This is a genomic window from Streptomyces sp. NPDC052682, from assembly GCF_040678435.1.
Classification (GTDB): Bacteria; Actinomycetota; Actinomycetes; order Streptomycetales; family Streptomycetaceae; genus Streptomyces.
In genome coordinates, this window is the sequence record NZ_JBFATS010000025.1 from 24,297 (window position 1) to 41,865 (window position 17,569).

Genomic DNA, 17,569 nt, shown 5'->3' on the forward strand with positions numbered 1-17,569 from the left:
GCGTGCTGCTCGCGGAGGTGGCGCAGGCCACCCAGCGGCTGGCCGACGCCGGCGTGCCCTCACCGCGCACCGACGCCGAGGAGCTCGCCGCGTTCGTGCACGGCGTCAAGCGGGGCCAGCTGCACACCGTCAAGGACGCCGACTTCGACGCCCGCTACTGGGAGGCCGTCGCCCGCCGCGAGGCCCGCGAACCGCTCCAGCACATCACCGGGCGCGCCTACTTCCGCTACCTCGAACTCCAGGTGGGCCCCGGGGTGTTCGTGCCCCGGCCCGAGACCGAGTCGGTGGTCGGCTGGGCCATAGACGCCGTACGGGCCATGGACGTCGTCGAGCCGTGCATCGTCGACCTGTGCACCGGCTCCGGCGCCATCGCCCTCGCCATGGCCCAGGAGGTGCCGCGCTCCCGCGTCTACGCCGTGGAGCTGTCCGAGGACGCCCTGGTGTGGACCCGCAAGAACATGGAGGGGTCCAGGGTCGAGCTGCGCCAGGGCGACGCCCTGACGGCCTTCCCGGACCTCGACGGCCAGGTGGACCTGGTCATCTCCAATCCGCCGTACATCCCGCTCACCGAGTGGGAGTACGTCGCCCCCGAGGCGCGGGACTACGACCCGCAGATGGCGCTGTTCTCCGGCGAGGACGGCCTGGACCTGATCCGCGGCCTGGAACGCACCGCGCACCGGCTGCTGCGCCCCGGCGGCGTGGTCGTCGTCGAACACGCCGACACCCAGGGCGGCCAGGTGCCGTGGATCTTCGCCGAGGACCGCGGCTGGACGGATGCCGCCGACCACCCCGACCTCAACAACCGCCCCCGCTTCGCCACGGCCCGCAAGGCACTGCCGTGAGCCCGCCGCAGACTTCACCACCCCAGCAGCACGTGTACGAGGAGGCCCGCCCGATGGCTCGGCGATACGACACCAACGACGCGACCGACCGCGCGACCGGTCTGCGCGAGGCCGCGTCCGCCGTCCGCCGGAGCGAGCTCGTGGTGCTGCCGACGGACACCGTGTACGGCATCGGCGCCGACGCGTTCTCGGCGGAGGCCGTCGCCGACCTGCTCGAGGCCAAGGGCCGGGGCCGCACCATGCCCACCCCCGTCCTCATCGGCTCCCCGAACACCCTGCACGGGCTCGTCACCGACTTCTCCGAGCAGGCCTGGGAGCTCGTCGACGCGTTCTGGCCGGGCGCGCTGACCATCGTCGCCAAGCACCAGCCGTCCCTGCAGTGGGACCTGGGCGACACCCGGGGCACGGTCGCCGTGCGCATGCCGCTGCATCCCGTCGCCATCGAACTGCTCACCGAGGTCGGCCCGATGGCCGTGTCCTCCGCCAACCTCACCGGCCACCCGGCGCCGGAGGACTGCGACGCCGCCCAGGAGATGCTCGGCGACTCCGTCTCCGTCTACCTCGACGGCGGCCCGACCCCCGGCAACGTGCCGTCCTCGATCATCGACGTCACCGGCCCGGTGCCCGTGCTGCTGCGCGAGGGCGCGCTCTCGCCGGACGAGCTGCGCAAGGTCGTACCCGACCTCGAGGTGGCCAATTGACAGCCCCTGACGCGGGGCGTGGCATAGGCAACGGGGAAAGCGCGGCGGAGATCACGACGACGTTCGTGGGGCTGCCGCGCGACAGCTTCCGCATCCTCCACGTCAGTACCGGCAATGTGTGCCGCTCGCCGATCACCGAGCGGCTGACCCGCCATTTCGTGCAGGAGCGGCTCGGCGTGCTGGGCGGCGGGCTCATCGTGGAGAGCGCCGGCACCTGGGGGCACGAGGGTGCGCCCATGGAGGCCCACGCGGAGACCGTGCTCACCGAGTTCGGCGCGGACCCCTCCGGCTTCGTGGGGCGCGAGCTGCTGGACGAGCACGTGATCCGCGCCGACCTGGTGCTGACCGCCACCCGGGACCACCGCGCCCAGGTGATCTCCATGGGGCACTCGGCGGGACTGCGGACCTTCACGCTGAAGGAGTTCACCCGGCTGGTGAAGGCCATCGACCCGGCGACGCTGCCCCCGCTGGAGGAGGGCGTGGTCGTCCGCGCGCGTGCGCTGGTGCGGGCCGCCGCGGCTCTACGCGGGTGGCTCCTGGCCCCCACGGCCGAGGCGGACGAGGTGTACGACCCGTACGGGGCGCCGCTGACGTTCTTCCGGTCCATCGGGGACGAGATACACCAGGCGCTGGACCCGGTCGTCACGGCCCTCACGGGCGTCCCCGCACGGGCCTGACGACCGCGCGCGGCGGACGCCCCGGGCCTACATTGGACGTACCTCAGCGTCGACGAGGCCCGGAGTCCACCATGACGGTCAGCCCCGCCCTTGCGGCCGAGGTCCTGCGGCGCCAGGACCCCGAACTCGCCGGCGTCCTGCTCGCGGAGCGGGAGCGGCAGTCGACCACCCTGCAGCTCGTCGCCGCCGAGAACTTCTGCTCGCCGGCCGTGCTGGCCGCGCTCGGCTCGCCGCTCGCCAACAAGTACGCCGAGGGCTACCCGGGCGCCCGGCACCACGGGGGCTGCGAGATCGCCGACGTCGCCGAGCGGCTCGCCGTCGACCGGGCGAGGCGGCTGTTCGGCGCCGACCACGCCAACGTCCAGTCCCACTCGGGCTCGTCGGCCGTGCTGGCCGCGTACGCCGCCCTGCTGCGCCCCGGAGACACCGTCCTGGCCCTGGGCCTGCCGTACGGCGGCCACCTCACGCACGGCTCGCCCGCCAACTTCTCCGGCCGCTGGTTCGACTTCGTCGGGTACGGCGTGGACGCCGAGAGCGGGCTCATCGACCACGAGCAGGTGCGCACGCTGGCCCGTACCCGCCGCCCCAAGGCGATCGTGTGCGGCTCGATCGCCTACCCGCGCCACATCGACTACGCGTTCTTCCGGGAGGTCGCCGACGAGGTCGGCGCGTACCTCATCGCCGACGCCGCGCACCCGATCGGGCTGGTGGCCGGGGGAGCGGCCCCGAGCCCGGTGCCGTACGCCGACATCGTGTGCGCCACCACCCACAAGGTGCTGCGCGGCCCGCGCGGCGGCATGATCCTGTGCGTCGCGGAGCTGGCGGAGCGGGTGGACCGGGCCGTGTTCCCGTTCACGCAGAGCGGGGCCCAGATGCACACCGTCGCCGCCAAGGCCGTCGCGTTCGGCGAGGCGGCCACACCGGCGTTCGCCGCGTACGCCCATCAGGTCGTCGCCAACGCGAGGGTGCTCGCGGCCGCGCTGGCCGCCGAGGGCCTGGCCGTCATCACGGGCGGCACCGACACTCACCTGATCACCGCGGACCCGGCCCCGCTCGGTGTCGACGGCCGCACCGCGAGGGGCCGGCTGGCGGCGGCCGGGATGGTGCTGGACTGCTGCGCGCTGCCGCACGGCGACGGCCGGGGACTGCGCCTGGGCACGGCGGCCGTGACCACCCAGGGGATGGGGGAGGGGGAGATGGCGAAGATCGCCGCGCTGCTCGCGGGGGTGCTGCGGGACGAGGTGGAGCCCGCCCGGGTGCGTGAAGAAGTGCGGGAGCTGGCCGGCGGATTTCCGCCCTATCCGGGGTGAGGCGGGGTAGACGCACCCGGGTGCACAGCCGCGCGTGCAACCATCGTCGCTACCCGGAAGTCCCCACCCATATGCACGCGTCGCTAGGGTGTGGGGTTGAGGATGGCCAGCGAGACCTGTGGGGAAGCCCGTGCGTGAATACCTGCTGACGCTCTGCGTCACGGCCGCGGTGACGTATCTGCTGACGGGGCCGGTACGGAAGTTCGCGATCGTGGCCGGGGCGATGCCGCAGATCCGGGCGCGTGACGTGCACCGGGAACCCACACCGCGGCTCGGCGGTATCGCGATGTTCTTCGGCCTGTGCGCGGGCCTGCTGGTCGCCGACCACCTGGCCAACCTCAACGAGGTCTTCGAGAAGTCCAACGAGCCTCGCGCGCTGCTGTCCGGAGCGGCGCTCATCTGGCTGATCGGCGTCCTGGACGACAAGTTCGAGATCGACGCCCTGCTGAAGCTGGGCGGCCAGATGATCGCCGCCGGCGTCATGATCCTCCAGGGCCTGACCATCCTGTGGCTGCCGATCCCCGGGATCGGGACGGTGTCGGTGACGCCGTGGCAAGGCAATCTGCTCACCGTGGCGCTGGTCGTCATCACCATCAACGCGGTCAACTTCGTGGACGGGCTGGACGGCCTCGCGGCGGGCATGGTCTGCCTCGCGGCCACGGCGTTCTTCCTGTACAGCTACCGGATCTGGTACGGCTACGGAGCCGAGGCGGCGGCTCCCGCCACCCTGTTCTCCGCGGTACTGATCGGCATGTGCCTCGGATTCCTGCCGCACAACATGCACCCCGCCCGGATCTTCATGGGGGACTCGGGCTCGATGCTGATCGGTCTGGTCCTGGCGGCGAGTGCGGTGTCCGTCACCGGCCAGCTGGACGTCGAGGCGCTCAACGTGAACCTGGGCGGCAGCCGGGAGACGACCCACGCGATGCTTCCCGTCTTCATCCCGCTGCTGATGCCGCTCACCATCATCGCGGTGCCCATGGCCGACCTGATCCTGGCCATCGTGCGGCGCACCTGGCGCGGCCAGTCCCCGTTCGCCGCCGACCGGGGCCACCTGCACCACCGCCTGCTGGAGATCGGCCACTCCCACAGCCGCGCGGTGCTGATCATGTACTTCTGGTCCGCGCTGATCGCCTTCGGCGCGCTCGCCTACTCCGTCAACTCCGCGTCCATGTGGATCGTCCTCGGTGTGGTGTTCCTCAGCGCGATCGGCCTGGTGCTGCTTCTGCTGCCGCGCTTCACGCCGCGCGCGCCGCGCTGGGCCGAGCGCTTCGTGCCGCCGCGCTACCGGCGCCGCCGGGCGGTCCCGGCGGTGGCCCCGGAGGCCTCGACGCCGGCCACCGCCGTGGAACAGACGCGTACTGCTGTGGTTTCCGGTGTCTCGGGTGTCTCAGGGGTGTCCGGCGTCAACGGCGCGACCGCGGTGGGACACCGTTCGCGGTTCCCCGACCGTCGCAAGGCGGGGACGTCGCGCTGAGGCCTCAAGGTAAGAATCTGACTAGAGCATTGCCAAGTCGTAAGAGACTGATGGGGGTGCGAAGCGCCCTAATACCAGACATCTCGGCCGTGATTTCGCTCAGACGCGCAGGTTCACCCTCATGTGTGACAGCCAGCACACCATCCAGGTAAAGACTGCATCAAATAGTTTGTGATACGGTTCACGAGAACCCCGGATAGAACCGAAGGACCGTAGTGCGACGGTCCATTGGTGTGAGGTATCCACTCTCAGCCCGGGGACTACGCTCGTCCATGACGACACCCTGCCCCCTGTGAAAGCGGAGTTGCCGCCATGCCGTCCAATGACGCCCGGACCCTGGCCCAGGCCGCCGTGCCCACGGCCGCCGTCGGCGTGATCGCCGCTGTCATCAGCGGCGTGGTCGCGGGCGGCAAGGGCGCGATCGGAGCGGCGGTCGGCGCGGTGCTCGCCATCCTCTTCATGGGCATCGGCCTGTATGTGCTGCAGTGGACGGCAAAAACGCTCCCGCAGCTGTTCCAGGCCATGGGCCTCATGCTCTACGTCGCTCAGCTCCTGCTGCTCATGATCTTCCTGGCCCTCTTCAAGGGCACCTCCCTCTTCAACCCGAGGGCGTTCGCGTTCACGCTCATCGCCGCGACCCTCGTATGGATGGCCGCACAGGCCCGTGCGCACATGAAGGCCAAGATCCTTTACGTGGAGCCGGACGCGGACAAGAGCGAGAAGCCCGAGAAGACCGGGTCGTCGTCGTGAGGAGTAGGCCCGGGATAAAGGCATGGGAGATCTCCTGCTATCGTCCGGTGCCAACTGCGGCATCGCGGGCGCGGGCATCTGAGCTGACGCCTGCTCAATCGCGAGGCTCGATGCCCCCCAGCCGCCCCCACATCCGTAACACCAGTCCGGTGCCGACCCGCGGCTGCTCGCCGCGCCGACACAACGAGGTTGCCGTACCCATGCGCCACGCTGAAGGAGCCCGCGGTGAGTGCTGACCAGACCACGCTCGCCTTCGACTGGAGTTGCCGTGTCTTCGCCGACAACGGCTGCGGCTTCCCGTCCCCGGGCCTCCACTCCTTCATGTTCAAGCCGATGTTCGAGGTCGGCGGCATCGAGTTCAACAAGCCGATGCTGCTCGCCCTGGTGACCTCCTTGCTCGTGGTCGGCTTCTTCTGGGCCGCGTTCAGCAAGGCCAAGGTCGTCCCCGGCAAGCTGCAGATGATCGGCGAGGCCGGCTACGACTTCGTGCGCCGCGGGATCGTCTACGAGACGCTCGGCAAGCGGGAGGGCGAGAAGTACGTCCCGCTCATGGTCTCGCTGTTCTTCTTCATCTGGATCATGAACCTCTGGTCGATCATCCCGGTCGCCCAGTTCCCGGTGACGTCGATCATCGCCTTCCCGGCCGCCCTGGCCGCGATCGTCTACCTGACCTGGCTGATCCTGACCTTCCGCAAGCACGGCTTCGTCGGCGGCTTCAAGAACCTGACCGGCTACGACAAGTCGCTCGGCCCGGTGCTGCCGCTCGTCGTGACCATCGAGTTCTTCTCGAACGTGCTCGTCCGGCCGTTCACGCACGCGGTGCGACTGTTCGCCAACATGTTCGCCGGTCACCTGCTGCTGGTCATGTTCACCGTCGCCAGCTGGTACCTGCTGAACGGCTGGCTCGCCCCGGCCGGAGCCGTCTCGTTCGTCATGGCGATCGTCATGATCCTCTTCGAGCTCTTCGTCCAGGCCGTCCAGGCATACGTCTTCGTCCTGCTGGCCTGCTCCTACGTTCAGGGCGCTCTCGCCGAGCACCACTGAGCGATCCGATCCGCCCGTCATCAGACGTCCGGTGGCCAACCCCCACCGGTCCTTGAAAGAGAAGGAAGAATCAGCATGGCTGCCACTGAGACCCTTGCCGCCGTCACCGGCTCCATCGCCTCCGTCGGCTACGGCCTCGCCGCCATCGGCCCCGGCATCGGCATCGGCATCATCTTCGGCAACGGCACCCAGGCGCTCGCCCGCCAGCCCGAGGCCGCCGGTCTGATCCGCGCCAACCAGATCCTGGGCTTCGCCTTCTGCGAGGCGCTCGCCCTCATCGGTATCGTCATGCCCTTCGTTTACACCTACAAGTAAACCGCGGCCGACGACACCCCTTAAGGGAAAGGCACTGATGACATGCAGCTGACACAGCAGCTGGTGCAGCTGGCGGCGGAGGAGGAGCAGAACCCCCTCATCCCGCCGATGCCCGAGCTGGTCATCGGCCTCATCACCTTCGCCATCGTCTTCTTCTTCCTCAGCAAGAAGCTCCTGCCGAACATCAACAAGGTTCTGGAGGAGCGCCGCTCGGCGATCGAAGGCGGTATTGAAGAGGCCGAGGCCATGAAGACCGAGGCCCAGAGCGTTCTTGAGCAGTACAAGGCTCAGCTCGCCGAGGCCCGGCACGAGGCCGCCAGGCTGCGCCAGGAGGCGCAGGAGCAGGGTGCCGCGCTCATCGCCGAGATGCGGGCCGAGGGCCAGCGTCAGCGCGAGGAGATCGTCGCCGCCGGCCACGCCCAGATCGAGGCCGACCGCAAGGCCGCCGCGTCCGCGCTGCGCCAGGACGTCGGCAAGCTCGCCACCGAACTGGCCGGCAAGCTCGTCGGGGAGTCCCTTGAGGACCACGCCCGGCAGAGCCGTGTCATCGACCGGTTCCTGGACGAACTCGATGACAAGGCGACGAAGGCCGAGGCAGGCCGATGAACGGGGCGAGCCGCGAGGCCCTGGCAGCCGCACGTGAGCGTCTCGACGCGCTGACGGACGCCACGTCCGTGGACGCGGCGCAGCTCGCCGACGAGCTGGCCGCCGTCACCGCGCTGCTCGACCGCGAGGTGTCGCTGCGTCGGGTCCTCACCGACCCGGCGCAGGCCGGTCAGGCCAAGGCCGAGCTGGTCCAGCGCCTGCTGGGCGCCCAGGTCAGCGGGCCCGCCGCCGACCTGGTGTCCGGCATGGTGCGCTCCCGCTGGTCGCAGTCCCGCGACCTGGTGGACGCCCTGGAGCAGCTGGCCGACCTCGCCGACCTCACCGCCGCCCAGCAGTCGGGCACGCTCGACGACGTCGAGGACGAGCTGTTCCGGTTCAGCCGGATCGTCTCCTCCAGCACCGAGCTGCGTGCCGCGCTGACCGACCGCAAGGCCACCGCGTCGGCCAAGAGCGAGCTGCTGCGCAGCCTGCTCGGCGGCCGGGCCAAGCCGGCCACCGCGCGTCTGGTGACGCGTCTTGTGACCGCGCCGCGGGGACGTAGCCTGGAGTCGGGACTGGAGTCCCTGTCCAAGCTCGCCGCCGAGCGCCGGGACCGCATGGTGGCCGTGGTCACCTCGGCGGTGCCGCTGAGCGACCTGCAGAAGCAGCGCCTGGGCGCCGCCCTCGCCAAGCTCTACGGCCGCCGGATGCACCTCAACCTGGACGTGGACCCCGAGGTCCTCGGCGGCATCCGGGTGCAGGTCGGCGACGAGGTCATCAACGGCTCCATCGCGGACCGGCTGGAGGATGCCAGCCGCCGCCTGGCGAGCTAGCGGCCGGCGGCGGCCGCCCGGCAACAGCGGCAGCCGCGCCAACTGAACACGCAGTACGTACTTACGGCCCTGGTTGGGCCGTGCAGAGGATGCAGAGTCTCTTCGGGGGCGACCCCCAGACCCCCCAAGAAACTTCGGGCCCAACAAGGAGAGCAGGGAACCCAGATGGCGGAGCTCACGATCCGGCCGGAGGAGATCCGGGACGCGCTGGAGAACTTCGTCCAGTCGTACAAGCCGGACGCGGCCTCGCGCGAGGAGGTCGGCACCGTCACCTTCGCCGGTGACGGCATTGCGAAGGTCGAGGGCCTGCCCTCGACCATGGCCAACGAACTGCTGAAGTTCGAGGACGGCACCCTCGGCCTCGCCCTCAACCTCGAGGAGCGCGAGATCGGTGCCATCGTCCTCGGCGAGTTCAGCGGCGTCGAGGAGGGTCAGCCGGTGCAGCGCACCGGTGAGGTCCTCTCCGTGGCGGTCGGCGAGGGCTACCTCGGCCGTGTGGTCGACCCCCTCGGCCAGCCGATCGACGGCCTCGGCGAGATCGAGACCGAGGGCCGCCGCGCCCTCGAGCTGCAGGCCCCCACGGTCATGCAGCGCAAGTCGGTGCACGAGCCGATGGAGACGGGCTACAAGGCCGTCGACGCCATGACCCCGATCGGCCGTGGTCAGCGTCAGCTGATCATCGGCGACCGCCAGACCGGCAAGACCGCCCTGGCCGTCGACACGATCATCAACCAGCGCGACAACTGGCGCTCGGGCGACCCGAAGAAGCAGGTCCGCTGCATCTACGTCGCCATCGGCCAGAAGGGCTCCACCATCGCCGGCGTGCGCCGCGCGCTGGAGGAGAACGGCGCCCTGGAGTACACGACCATCGTCGCCGCCCCGGCGTCCGACCCGGCCGGCTTCAAGTACCTGGCGCCGTACACCGGCTCGGCCATCGGCCAGCACTGGATGTACCAGGGCAAGCACGTCCTGATCATCTTCGACGACCTGTCCAAGCAGGCCGACGCCTACCGCGCCGTGTCCCTGCTGCTGCGCCGCCCGCCGGGCCGTGAGGCCTACCCGGGTGACGTCTTCTACCTGCACTCCCGTCTGCTGGAGCGCTGCGCCAAGCTCTCCGACGACATGGGTGCCGGCTCGATGACCGGTCTGCCGATCGTCGAGACCAAGGCCAACGACGTCTCGGCGTTCATCCCGACCAACGTCATCTCCATCACCGACGGCCAGTGCTTCCTGGAGTCGGACCTGTTCAACGCCGGTCAGCGCCCCGCGCTGAACGTCGGTATCTCCGTCTCCCGAGTCGGTGGTTCCGCGCAGCACAAGGCGATGCGCCAGGTCTCCGGCCGACTGCGCGTCGACCTCGCCCAGTTCCGTGAGCTGGAGGCCTTCGCCGCCTTCGGTTCCGACCTGGACGCCGCGTCGAAGGCGCAGCTGGAGCGCGGTCAGCGCATGGTCGAGCTGCTGAAGCAGAACCAGTACGAGCCGATGGCCACCGAGGACCAGGTCGTCTCGATCTGGGCCGGCACCACCGGCCGGATGGACGACGTGCCGGTCGCCGACATCCGCCGCTTCGAGAAGGAGCTCCTGGACTACCTGCACCGCAAGGAGCAGGGTCTGATGACCTCCATCCGCGAGGGCGGCAAGATGTCCGACGACACGATCCAGGCGATCGCCGACGCCGTCGCGGAGTTCAAGAAGCAGTTCGAGACCTCCGACGGCAAGCTGCTCGGCGAGGACGCCCCGGCCGCCGCCAAGTGACGTAAGGAAGGACCTGACTCATGGGAGCCCAGCTCCGGGTCTACAAGCGTCGCATCCGATCCGTCACCGCGACCAAGAAGATCACGAAGGCGATGGAGATGATCGCCGCCTCGCGCGTCGTCAAGGCGCAGCGCAAGGTGGCGGCCTCCACGCCGTACGCGAAGGAACTGACCCGCGCGGTCACCGCGGTCGCCACCGGCTCGAACACCAAGCACCCGCTGACCACGGAGGCGGAGAACCCGACCCGTGCCGCGGTCCTGCTCCTGACGAGCGACCGCGGTCTGGCCGGCGCCTTCAACGCCAACGCGATCAAGGCGGCCGAGCAGCTCACCGAGCGGCTCGAGCGGGAGGGCAAGCAGGTCGAGACGTACATCGTCGGCCGGCGCGGTGTGGCCCACTACAAGTTCCGCGAGCGGACGATCGCGGAGTCCTTCACGGGCTTCACCGACGACCCCTCGTACGCGGACGCCAAGAAGGTCGCGGAGCCGCTGATCACAGCGATCGAGACGGAGACGGCGGACGGCGGCGTGGACGAGCTCCACATCGTCTACACCGAGTTCGTGTCGATGATGACGCAGACGGCGGTCGAGTCCCGGCTGCTGCCGCTGAGCCTCGAAGAGGTCGCGGAGGAGGCCAAGCCCCAGGGCGAGCTGCTTCCGCTGTACGACTTCGAGCCCTCGGCGGAGGACGTCCTGGACGCCCTGCTGCCGCGCTACGTGGAGAGCCGCATCTACAACGCGCTGCTCCAGTCGGCCGCTTCGAAGCACGCCGCCACGCGGCGCGCGATGAAGTCGGCCACCGACAACGCCGGCGAGCTCATCGAGACGCTCACCCGGCTTGCCAACCAGGCCCGCCAGGCCGAAATCACCCAGGAAATCAGCGAGATCGTCGGTGGCGCCAGTGCCCTGGCCGACGCGACCGCGGGGAGTGACCGATAAATGACCACCACTGTTGAGACCGCGACGGCTACGGGCCGCGTCGCCCGGGTCATCGGCCCGGTCGTCGACGTGGAGTTCCCCGTCGACGCGATCCCGGACATGTACCAGGCCCTCCACGTCGAGGTCGCCGACCCGGCGAAGGCGGGCGAGAAGAAGACGCTGACCCTGGAGGTCGCCCAGCACCTGGGTGACGGCCTGGTCCGCACCATCTCCATGCAGCCCACCGACGGTCTGGTCCGCCAGGCCACGGTGATCAACACCGGCGCCCCGATCTCCGTGCCGGTCGGCGACTTCACCAAGGGCAAGGTGTTCAACACCATCGGTGAGGTGCTCAACGTCGACGAGCAGTACGACGGCGAGCGCTGGCCGATCCACCGCAAGGCCCCGAACTTCGACCAGCTCGAGTCCAAGACCGAGATGTTCGAGACCGGCATCAAGGTCATCGACCTGCTGACCCCGTACGTCAAGGGCGGCAAGATCGGTCTGTTCGGCGGCGCCGGCGTCGGCAAGACGGTGCTCATCCAGGAGATGATCTACCGTGTCGCCAACAACCACGACGGTGTGTCGGTGTTCGCCGGTGTCGGTGAGCGCACCCGTGAGGGCAACGACCTCATCGACGAGATGAGCGAGTCGGGCGTCATCGACAAGACCGCGCTGGTCTTCGGCCAGATGGACGAGCCCCCGGGCACCCGTCTGCGCGTGGCCCTGGCCGGTCTGACGATGGCGGAGTACTTCCGCGACGTCCAGAAGCAGGACGTGCTGTTCTTCATCGACAACATCTTCCGCTTCACCCAGGCCGGTTCCGAGGTGTCGACCCTGCTCGGCCGTATGCCCTCCGCGGTGGGCTACCAGCCGAACCTGGCCGACGAGATGGGCATCCTGCAGGAGCGCATCACCTCGACCCGCGGTCACTCGATCACCTCGATGCAGGCGATCTACGTCCCCGCCGACGACCTGACCGACCCGGCCCCGGCCACCACCTTCGCCCACCTCGACGCGACGACGGTGCTCTCCCGTCCGATCTCCGAGAAGGGCATCTACCCGGCCGTGGACCCGCTGGACTCCACGTCCCGGATCCTGGACCCGCGCTACATCTCGCAGGACCACTACAACGCGGCCATGCGCGTGAAGAACATCCTGCAGAAGTACAAGGACCTCCAGGACATCATCGCGATCCTCGGTATCGACGAGCTCGGCGAGGAGGACAAGCTCGTCGTCCACCGTGCCCGTCGCGTGGAGCGCTTCCTGTCCCAGAACACCCACGTCGCCAAGCAGTTCACCGGCGTGGACGGCTCGGACGTGCCGCTGGACGAGTCGATCGCCGCGTTCAACGCGATCTGCGACGGCGAGTACGACCACTTCCCCGAGCAGGCGTTCTTCATGTGCGGTGGTCTCGAGGACCTGAAGAAGAACGCGAAGGAGCTGGGCGTCTCCTGACGCCGGTCGCTCGTGTGATGTGTGTGAGGGGGCGGGCGCGTCCCGCCCCCTCTCGCACGCCTACTAGACTTGTACCTAACACCCGGCAGGAAGAGCCGGGTGGTGACCCGAGGAGCCACTCTTGGCTGCTGAGCTGCACGTCGCGCTGGTCGCCGCCGACCGTGAGGTCTGGTCGGGCCAGGCCACTCTGGTCGTCGCGCGCACCACGTCCGGCGACATCGGCGTCATGCCCGGTCACCAGCCGCTGCTCGGTGTGCTGGAGTCGGGCCCGGTGACCATCCGTACGAGTGAGGGTGGGACGGTCGTCGCCGCGGTGCACGGCGGTTTCATCTCGTTCGCGGACAACAAGCTGTCGCTGCTGGCCGAGGTCGCCGAGCTGTCGGACGAGATCGACGTCCAGCGTGCGGAGCGCGAGCTCGAGCGCGCGAAGGCGGAGGGCGACGCCACGGCCGAGCGCCGTGCGGACGTCCGCCTGCGGGCGGCGACCGCGGGGCGGTGACCCTGTACGCCGTAGGATGACGTCACTCAGCCGCGGTCGGCACCGGAGCGATCCGGAGCCGGCCGCGGCTGCAGTGGATATGGGTGTTTTTTACGTTCCGTTACCTAGGAGACGAGGAGGTCGGTGCCGATGGTCCTCGCTCTGACTGTGTGCGGAATTGTGGTGGCCCTCGTGGTGGTGGGACTGTTCGTCTTCGGTCTGCGCCGCCGGCTGATCCAGCGCTCGGGCGGCACCTTCGACTGCTCCCTGCGCTGGGACGCCCCGCAGGACGGTGACCCCAGCGGCAAGGGCTGGGCGTACGGGGTGGCCCGGTACAACGGCGACCGCGTCGAGTGGTTCCGCGTCTTCTCCTACGCTCCCCGCCCCCGGCGGGTCCTGGAGCGGTCCGCGATCGAGGTGGCCGGCCGCCGCGTCCCCGAGGGCGAGGAGGAGCTGGCGCTGCTGTCCGACCATGTGGTCCTGGCCTGTCTGCACCGGGGCACGCGTCTGGAACTGGCGATGAGCGAGGACGCGCTGACCGGTTTCCTCGCGTGGCTGGAGGCAGCCCCGCCCGGTCAGCGCGTCAACGTCGCCTGACGTCCTGCACGCAGGGCTTACTTCAGCCCGCTGTCGATGGCGCTCACCAACTCGCCGTTGCTCGTGTCGCCGCTGAACTCCCAGAAGAAGGCGCCGCCGAGCCCCTGGCTCCTGGCCCAGGACATCTTGGTGCCGATGGTGGCGGGAGTGTCGTACGACCACCAGTTGCCGCCGCAGTGCGCGTACGCCGTGCCGCCCACGGTGCCGGTGGCCGGACAGGAGCCCTTGAGGACCTTGTAGTCCTCGATGCCCGCCTCGTAGGTGCCGGGCGCCGGGCCGGTCGCGGTACCGCCGGGGGCGGCCTGGGTCACTCCGGTCCAGCCGCGGCCGTAGAAGCCGATGCCCAGCAGCAGCTTGCCCGCCGGGACGCCCTTGGCCTTGAGCTTGGCGATGGCGGCCGCGGAGGTGAAGCCCTCCTTCGGGATGCCGGGGTAGGAGGTGAGCGGGGAGTGCGGGGCGGTCGGGCCCGTCTTGTCCCAGGCGCCGAAGTAGTCGTACGTCATCACGTTGTACCAGTCGAGGTACTGTGCGGCGCCGCCGTAGTCGGCCGCGTCGATCTTGCCGCCGCTGGAGGCGTCCGCGGTGATGGCGGCGGTGATCAGGTAGCTCGGGCCGAACTCCGCGCGCAGTGCCTGGGTGAGGGTGCGGAAGGCGGCGGGACCGGAGGTGTCGCAGGTCAGGCCGCAGGCGTTCGGGTACTCCCAGTCGATGTCGATGCCGTCGAAGACGTCGGCCCAGCGCGGGTCCTCCAGCACGGCCTTGCAGGACTTGGCGAACGCGGCCGGGTTGGCCGCGGCCTGGGCGAAGCCGCCGGAGTAGGTCCAGCCGCCGAACGAGTACAGCACCTTCAGGTGCGGGTACTTGGCCTTGAGCTGGCGGAGCTGGTTGAAGTTGCCGCGCAGCGGCTGGTCCCAGGTGTCGGCGGTGCCGCTGACGGACTGGTCGGCGGTGTACGCCTTGTCGTAGGCGGCATAGGTGTCGTCGACGGTGCACTGACCGTTCTTGACGTTACCGAACGCGTAGTTGATGTGGGTGATCTTCGCCGCCGAGCCTGAGGTCACCAGGTTCTTGACGTGGTAGTTGCGGCCGTAGACGCCCCACTCGGTGAAGTAGCCGAGCTTGACCTTGCCACCGGGCGGCGGGGGCTCCTCGGTGCCGCCGGTGGTGCGGACCCGGACCGCGCCGCTGACCGGGCCGGTCTGGTCGGCGGTGTCCCGCGCCTGGACGGAGTAGGAGTAGTCGGTGCCCTTGCTCAGGCCGGTGTCCGTGTACGAGGTCGTCGTCACGGTGGCGACCCGGGCGCCGTCGCGCAGCACGTCGTAGTTCTTCACGCCCTTGTCGTCGGTGGCGGCCGGCCAGCTGAGCTTCACCGAGGTGTCGGTGATGTCCGAGGCGGCCGGGGTGCCGGGCGCGGAGGGCGGGGCGTCGCCGGGGACCGAGGTGCCGTCGCAGCTGCCGCCGTTGAGCGTGCAGTGGGACGGGGAGCCCGAGCCGGTGCCGTTGAAGCCGAAGGTGACGGAGGCGCCGGGGGCGAGGGTGCCGTTCCAGGACTTGTTCCTGGCAGTCCAGTGGGTGCCGGAGTTGGTGACGTCGGCGTCCCAGGCGGAGGTGACCGAGGTGCCGGCGGGGAAGTCCCACTCGACGGTCCAGGAGCTGAGGGTGGTGGTGCCGGTGTTCTTCACCGTCCACTTGCCCTCGAAGCCCGAGCCCCAGTCCTGGGTCTTGGCGTAGGTGGCGGTCGCGGAGGTCGCGGCCTGGGCGGGGCTCGCGAGCCCGACCAGACCGGCGAAGGGGAGCAGCAGGGTGGCCAGCCCTGCCGCGGCTCTGTGTCTGAAGCGCATGCTGCGCCTCCTCGTCGGGGATGTCGGGGGCATGACTGAGCCTCATGCCCGCAGTGCGGCGAGGATAGGAAGGTCTGGACCACCGGTCAATAGGTCTGGACCAGTCGTGTCGGGCGGGCTTCAGACCCCCAACTCCTGCGCCAGCACGGCCGCTTGTACCCTGCTGCGCAGCCCCAGCTTCCCCAGCAGGCGGCTGACGTGCGTCTTCACGGTCGCCTCCGCCATGTCGAGCCGCTCGGCGATCACCGCGTTGCTCAGCCCCTCGCCCAGGCAGGACAGCACCTCCCGCTCCCGCCGGGTGAGCTGCTCCAGCAGCGACGGGTCGGCCGTGGGCTGCCGTACCGGCCTGGCGGCGAACTGCGCGATCAGTCTCCGGGTGACCGCGGGCGCGATCAGGCCCTCGCCCCGGGCGACCGTCCGCACGGCCTCCAGCAGCGACTGCGCCTCGGTGTTCTTCAGCAGGAACCCGGCCGCGCCCGCGCGCAGCGCCCCGAAGACGTACTCGTCGAGGTCGAAGGTGGTCAGCACCAGCACGTCCGCGAGGTTCTCCGCGACGACCTGCCGGGTCGCGGACACCCCGTCCAGGCGGGGCATCTGAACGTCCATCAGCACCAGGTCGGGCCGCAGCTCGCGGGCCAGCGCCACCGCCTGCTCGCCGTCCGCCGCCTCGCCGACCACCTCGATGTCGGGCGCGCTGCGCAGGATGAGCACCAGCCCGGCGCGGACGGCGGACTGGTCCTCGGCGACCAGGACGCGGATCATGCGGGGTCTCCTTCCGTGATGGGCAAGGTGGCGCGCACCGCCCAGATCGTGCCGTCCGGCCCGGCCTCGGGTCCGGCTTCGAAGGTGCCGCCGAGCAGGGCGGCGCGCTCCCGCATGCCGATGAGACCGGCGCCGGCCCCTGGGACACGCGGGCTTTCGTGGTCGCCGTAGGGGCTGGTCACGTGGACGTCGAGGACGTGGTCACGCTGTCCGACCGCCACCGTGACCCGGCCCTCGTGGGCGTGCTTCAGCGCGTTGGTGAGGGACTCCTGGACGATGCGGTACGCGGCGAGCTCGACCGGCGCGGGGACCTTGCCGTGCTCGGTGTGGAGGGTGACGTCGAGGCCGTTGGCACGAGCCCCCTCGACGAGCGCGCCGAGTCCGTCGAGGGTGGGCGAGGCCGCCGGCTCCCGTGCCGCGCCGCCGTCGCGCAGGATGCCGATGAGGCGGCGCATCTCGGCCAGCCCGGCGACGCTGTTCTCCCGGATGACTCCCAGAGCCTCCTTCGAGGTCGCGGGGTCGCCGATGGCCAGGGCGGCCGTGGAGTGGATGGCGATCGCCGACAGGTGATTGGCGACCATGTCGTGCAGTTCCCGGGCCACTTGCGCCCGTTCCGCCGTCACGGCCTGGACACGGTCCATCTCGGCGAGCAGGGCGGTCTGCTCGGCCCGCAGCCGTGCGGCCTCGGCCGCGTCCCGGTGGTTGCGTACGACCCAGCCGGTGGAGGCGGGGGCGAGGGCGACCACGCCCACGGCCACGCCGATCAGCAGACCCTGTGGTTCACGCCAGAGCGCGGCGGGCACCACTCCGGCGAGGACCGTGAGCAGCCCGGTGATCCAGGGGATACGGCGGGCGGAGGCGGGGCTGCCGTACAGCACGGCCGCGTACACCAGGTCCGTGTACAGCACGATCGTGACGATGCTGCCGGTGGTCACGGTGTCGGCGAACAGCGCGACCGTGCCGATCAGCAGTCCCGTGCGGGGTCGGACCCGGCGCAGCGGCTCGCAGGCGGCGGTCACGGCGAGCGGGACCAGGGCGGCCCAGCGCTGGGGCCACAGCACCAGGTCGCCGGAGGGCACGCGCGGGGAGATGCCCAGTGCCCACAGCAGCAGCCCCCCGAGCATCCCGCCCACGGCGATGAACACGTCGTCGCGGTGCGGGCGGGGGAGTGGTACGGCCATGCGCCCATCCAACACGGCCCGGTGGGCCTGCGCCTGATCCCCGGGA

At 70.1% G+C, this 17,569-nt stretch carries 18 protein-coding genes; 15 read left to right on the forward strand and 3 right to left on the reverse strand.

Features of this window, described 5'->3' with window-relative positions; genetic code table 11:
- The first annotated feature begins 2 nt into the window (after window positions 1–2).
- The 15 genes from prmC (at window position 3) to AB0K80_RS30325 (ending at window position 13,739) form a co-directional block, all read left to right on the forward strand.
- The gene (gene prmC, locus AB0K80_RS30255; RefSeq protein WP_365675132.1) at window positions 3–842 is read left to right on the forward strand and encodes a peptide chain release factor N(5)-glutamine methyltransferase; all 840 of its coding nucleotides are present in this window, start codon (window positions 3–5) and stop codon (window positions 840–842) included.
- A gap of 53 nt (window positions 843–895) precedes the next feature.
- Window positions 896–1,543 (forward strand): L-threonylcarbamoyladenylate synthase, encoded by a 648-nt coding sequence (locus tag AB0K80_RS30260; RefSeq protein ID WP_365675134.1) that lies wholly within the window; start codon window positions 896–898, stop codon window positions 1,541–1,543.
- Window positions 1,540–2,220, forward strand: a complete 681-nt coding sequence (locus tag AB0K80_RS30265; protein WP_365675136.1) for a protein-tyrosine-phosphatase — start codon at window positions 1,540–1,542, stop codon at window positions 2,218–2,220. The genes AB0K80_RS30260 and AB0K80_RS30265 overlap by 4 nt, the downstream gene beginning before the upstream one ends.
- 71 nt (window positions 2,221–2,291) lie before the next feature.
- Window positions 2,292–3,530, forward strand: a complete 1,239-nt coding sequence (locus AB0K80_RS30270; protein WP_365675138.1) for a serine hydroxymethyltransferase — start codon at window positions 2,292–2,294, stop codon at window positions 3,528–3,530.
- 130 nt (window positions 3,531–3,660) lie between these two features.
- On the forward strand, window positions 3,661–5,007 hold the full coding sequence (locus tag AB0K80_RS30275) for an MraY family glycosyltransferase (RefSeq protein ID WP_365675140.1): 1,347 nt from the start codon (window positions 3,661–3,663) through the stop codon (window positions 5,005–5,007).
- 312 nt (window positions 5,008–5,319) lie between these two features.
- Window positions 5,320–5,757 carry a hypothetical protein gene (locus AB0K80_RS30280; protein ID WP_365675141.1) on the forward strand — a complete coding sequence of 146 codons (438 nt, stop codon included), beginning with the start codon at window positions 5,320–5,322 and terminating at the stop codon, window positions 5,755–5,757.
- Window positions 5,758–5,982: 225 nt separating this feature from the next.
- Window positions 5,983–6,801, forward strand: a complete 819-nt coding sequence (gene atpB / locus AB0K80_RS30285; RefSeq protein ID WP_365675143.1) for a F0F1 ATP synthase subunit A — start codon at window positions 5,983–5,985, stop codon at window positions 6,799–6,801.
- A 75-nt stretch (window positions 6,802–6,876) separates the two neighbouring features.
- Window positions 6,877–7,116, forward strand: a complete 240-nt coding sequence (atpE, locus tag AB0K80_RS30290) for an ATP synthase F0 subunit C (protein ID WP_018571456.1) — start codon at window positions 6,877–6,879, stop codon at window positions 7,114–7,116.
- A gap of 48 nt (window positions 7,117–7,164) precedes the next feature.
- Window positions 7,165–7,722: a F0F1 ATP synthase subunit B gene (locus tag AB0K80_RS30295; protein WP_365675266.1), complete on the forward strand. Its 558-nt coding sequence runs from the start codon at window positions 7,165–7,167 to the stop codon at window positions 7,720–7,722.
- Entirely contained in the window at window positions 7,719–8,534 is an 816-nt protein-coding gene (locus AB0K80_RS30300; RefSeq protein WP_365675145.1) for a F0F1 ATP synthase subunit delta, read from the forward strand. Before AB0K80_RS30295 ends, AB0K80_RS30300 begins: the two co-directional genes overlap by 4 nt.
- A 165-nt stretch (window positions 8,535–8,699) precedes the next feature.
- The gene (atpA, locus tag AB0K80_RS30305; protein WP_365675147.1) at window positions 8,700–10,289 is read left to right on the forward strand and encodes a F0F1 ATP synthase subunit alpha; all 1,590 of its coding nucleotides are present in this window, start codon (window positions 8,700–8,702) and stop codon (window positions 10,287–10,289) included.
- 20 nt (window positions 10,290–10,309) lie between these two features.
- Window positions 10,310–11,227: a F0F1 ATP synthase subunit gamma gene (locus tag AB0K80_RS30310; RefSeq protein ID WP_365675149.1), complete on the forward strand. Its 918-nt coding sequence runs from the start codon at window positions 10,310–10,312 to the stop codon at window positions 11,225–11,227.
- Window positions 11,228–12,664, forward strand: a complete 1,437-nt coding sequence (atpD, locus tag AB0K80_RS30315) for a F0F1 ATP synthase subunit beta (RefSeq protein ID WP_365675151.1) — start codon at window positions 11,228–11,230, stop codon at window positions 12,662–12,664.
- A 121-nt stretch (window positions 12,665–12,785) separates the two neighbouring features.
- Complete coding sequence (locus AB0K80_RS30320) at window positions 12,786–13,163, forward strand: F0F1 ATP synthase subunit epsilon (protein WP_365675153.1); 378 nt, start codon at window positions 12,786–12,788, stop codon at window positions 13,161–13,163.
- A gap of 129 nt (window positions 13,164–13,292) precedes the next feature.
- Window positions 13,293–13,739: a DUF2550 domain-containing protein gene (locus AB0K80_RS30325; protein ID WP_365675154.1), complete on the forward strand. Its 447-nt coding sequence runs from the start codon at window positions 13,293–13,295 to the stop codon at window positions 13,737–13,739.
- A 17-nt stretch (window positions 13,740–13,756) separates the two neighbouring features.
- Here AB0K80_RS30325 and AB0K80_RS30330 read toward each other — a convergent pair whose 3' ends face one another.
- The 3 genes from AB0K80_RS30330 to AB0K80_RS30340 form a co-directional block, all read right to left on the reverse strand.
- On the reverse strand, window positions 13,757–15,580 hold the full coding sequence (locus AB0K80_RS30330) for a glycoside hydrolase family 18 chitinase (RefSeq protein WP_365675156.1): 1,824 nt from the start codon (window positions 15,578–15,580) through the stop codon (window positions 13,757–13,759).
- A gap of 120 nt (window positions 15,581–15,700) precedes the next feature.
- The gene (locus AB0K80_RS30335) at window positions 15,701–16,342 is read right to left on the reverse strand and encodes a response regulator transcription factor (RefSeq protein ID WP_365675158.1); all 642 of its coding nucleotides are present in this window, start codon (window positions 16,340–16,342) and stop codon (window positions 15,701–15,703) included.
- Window positions 16,339–17,523, reverse strand: a complete 1,185-nt coding sequence (locus AB0K80_RS30340) for a histidine kinase (protein WP_365675160.1) — start codon at window positions 17,521–17,523, stop codon at window positions 16,339–16,341. The genes AB0K80_RS30335 and AB0K80_RS30340 overlap by 4 nt, the downstream gene beginning before the upstream one ends.
- Window positions 17,524–17,569: the final 46 nt, after the last annotated feature.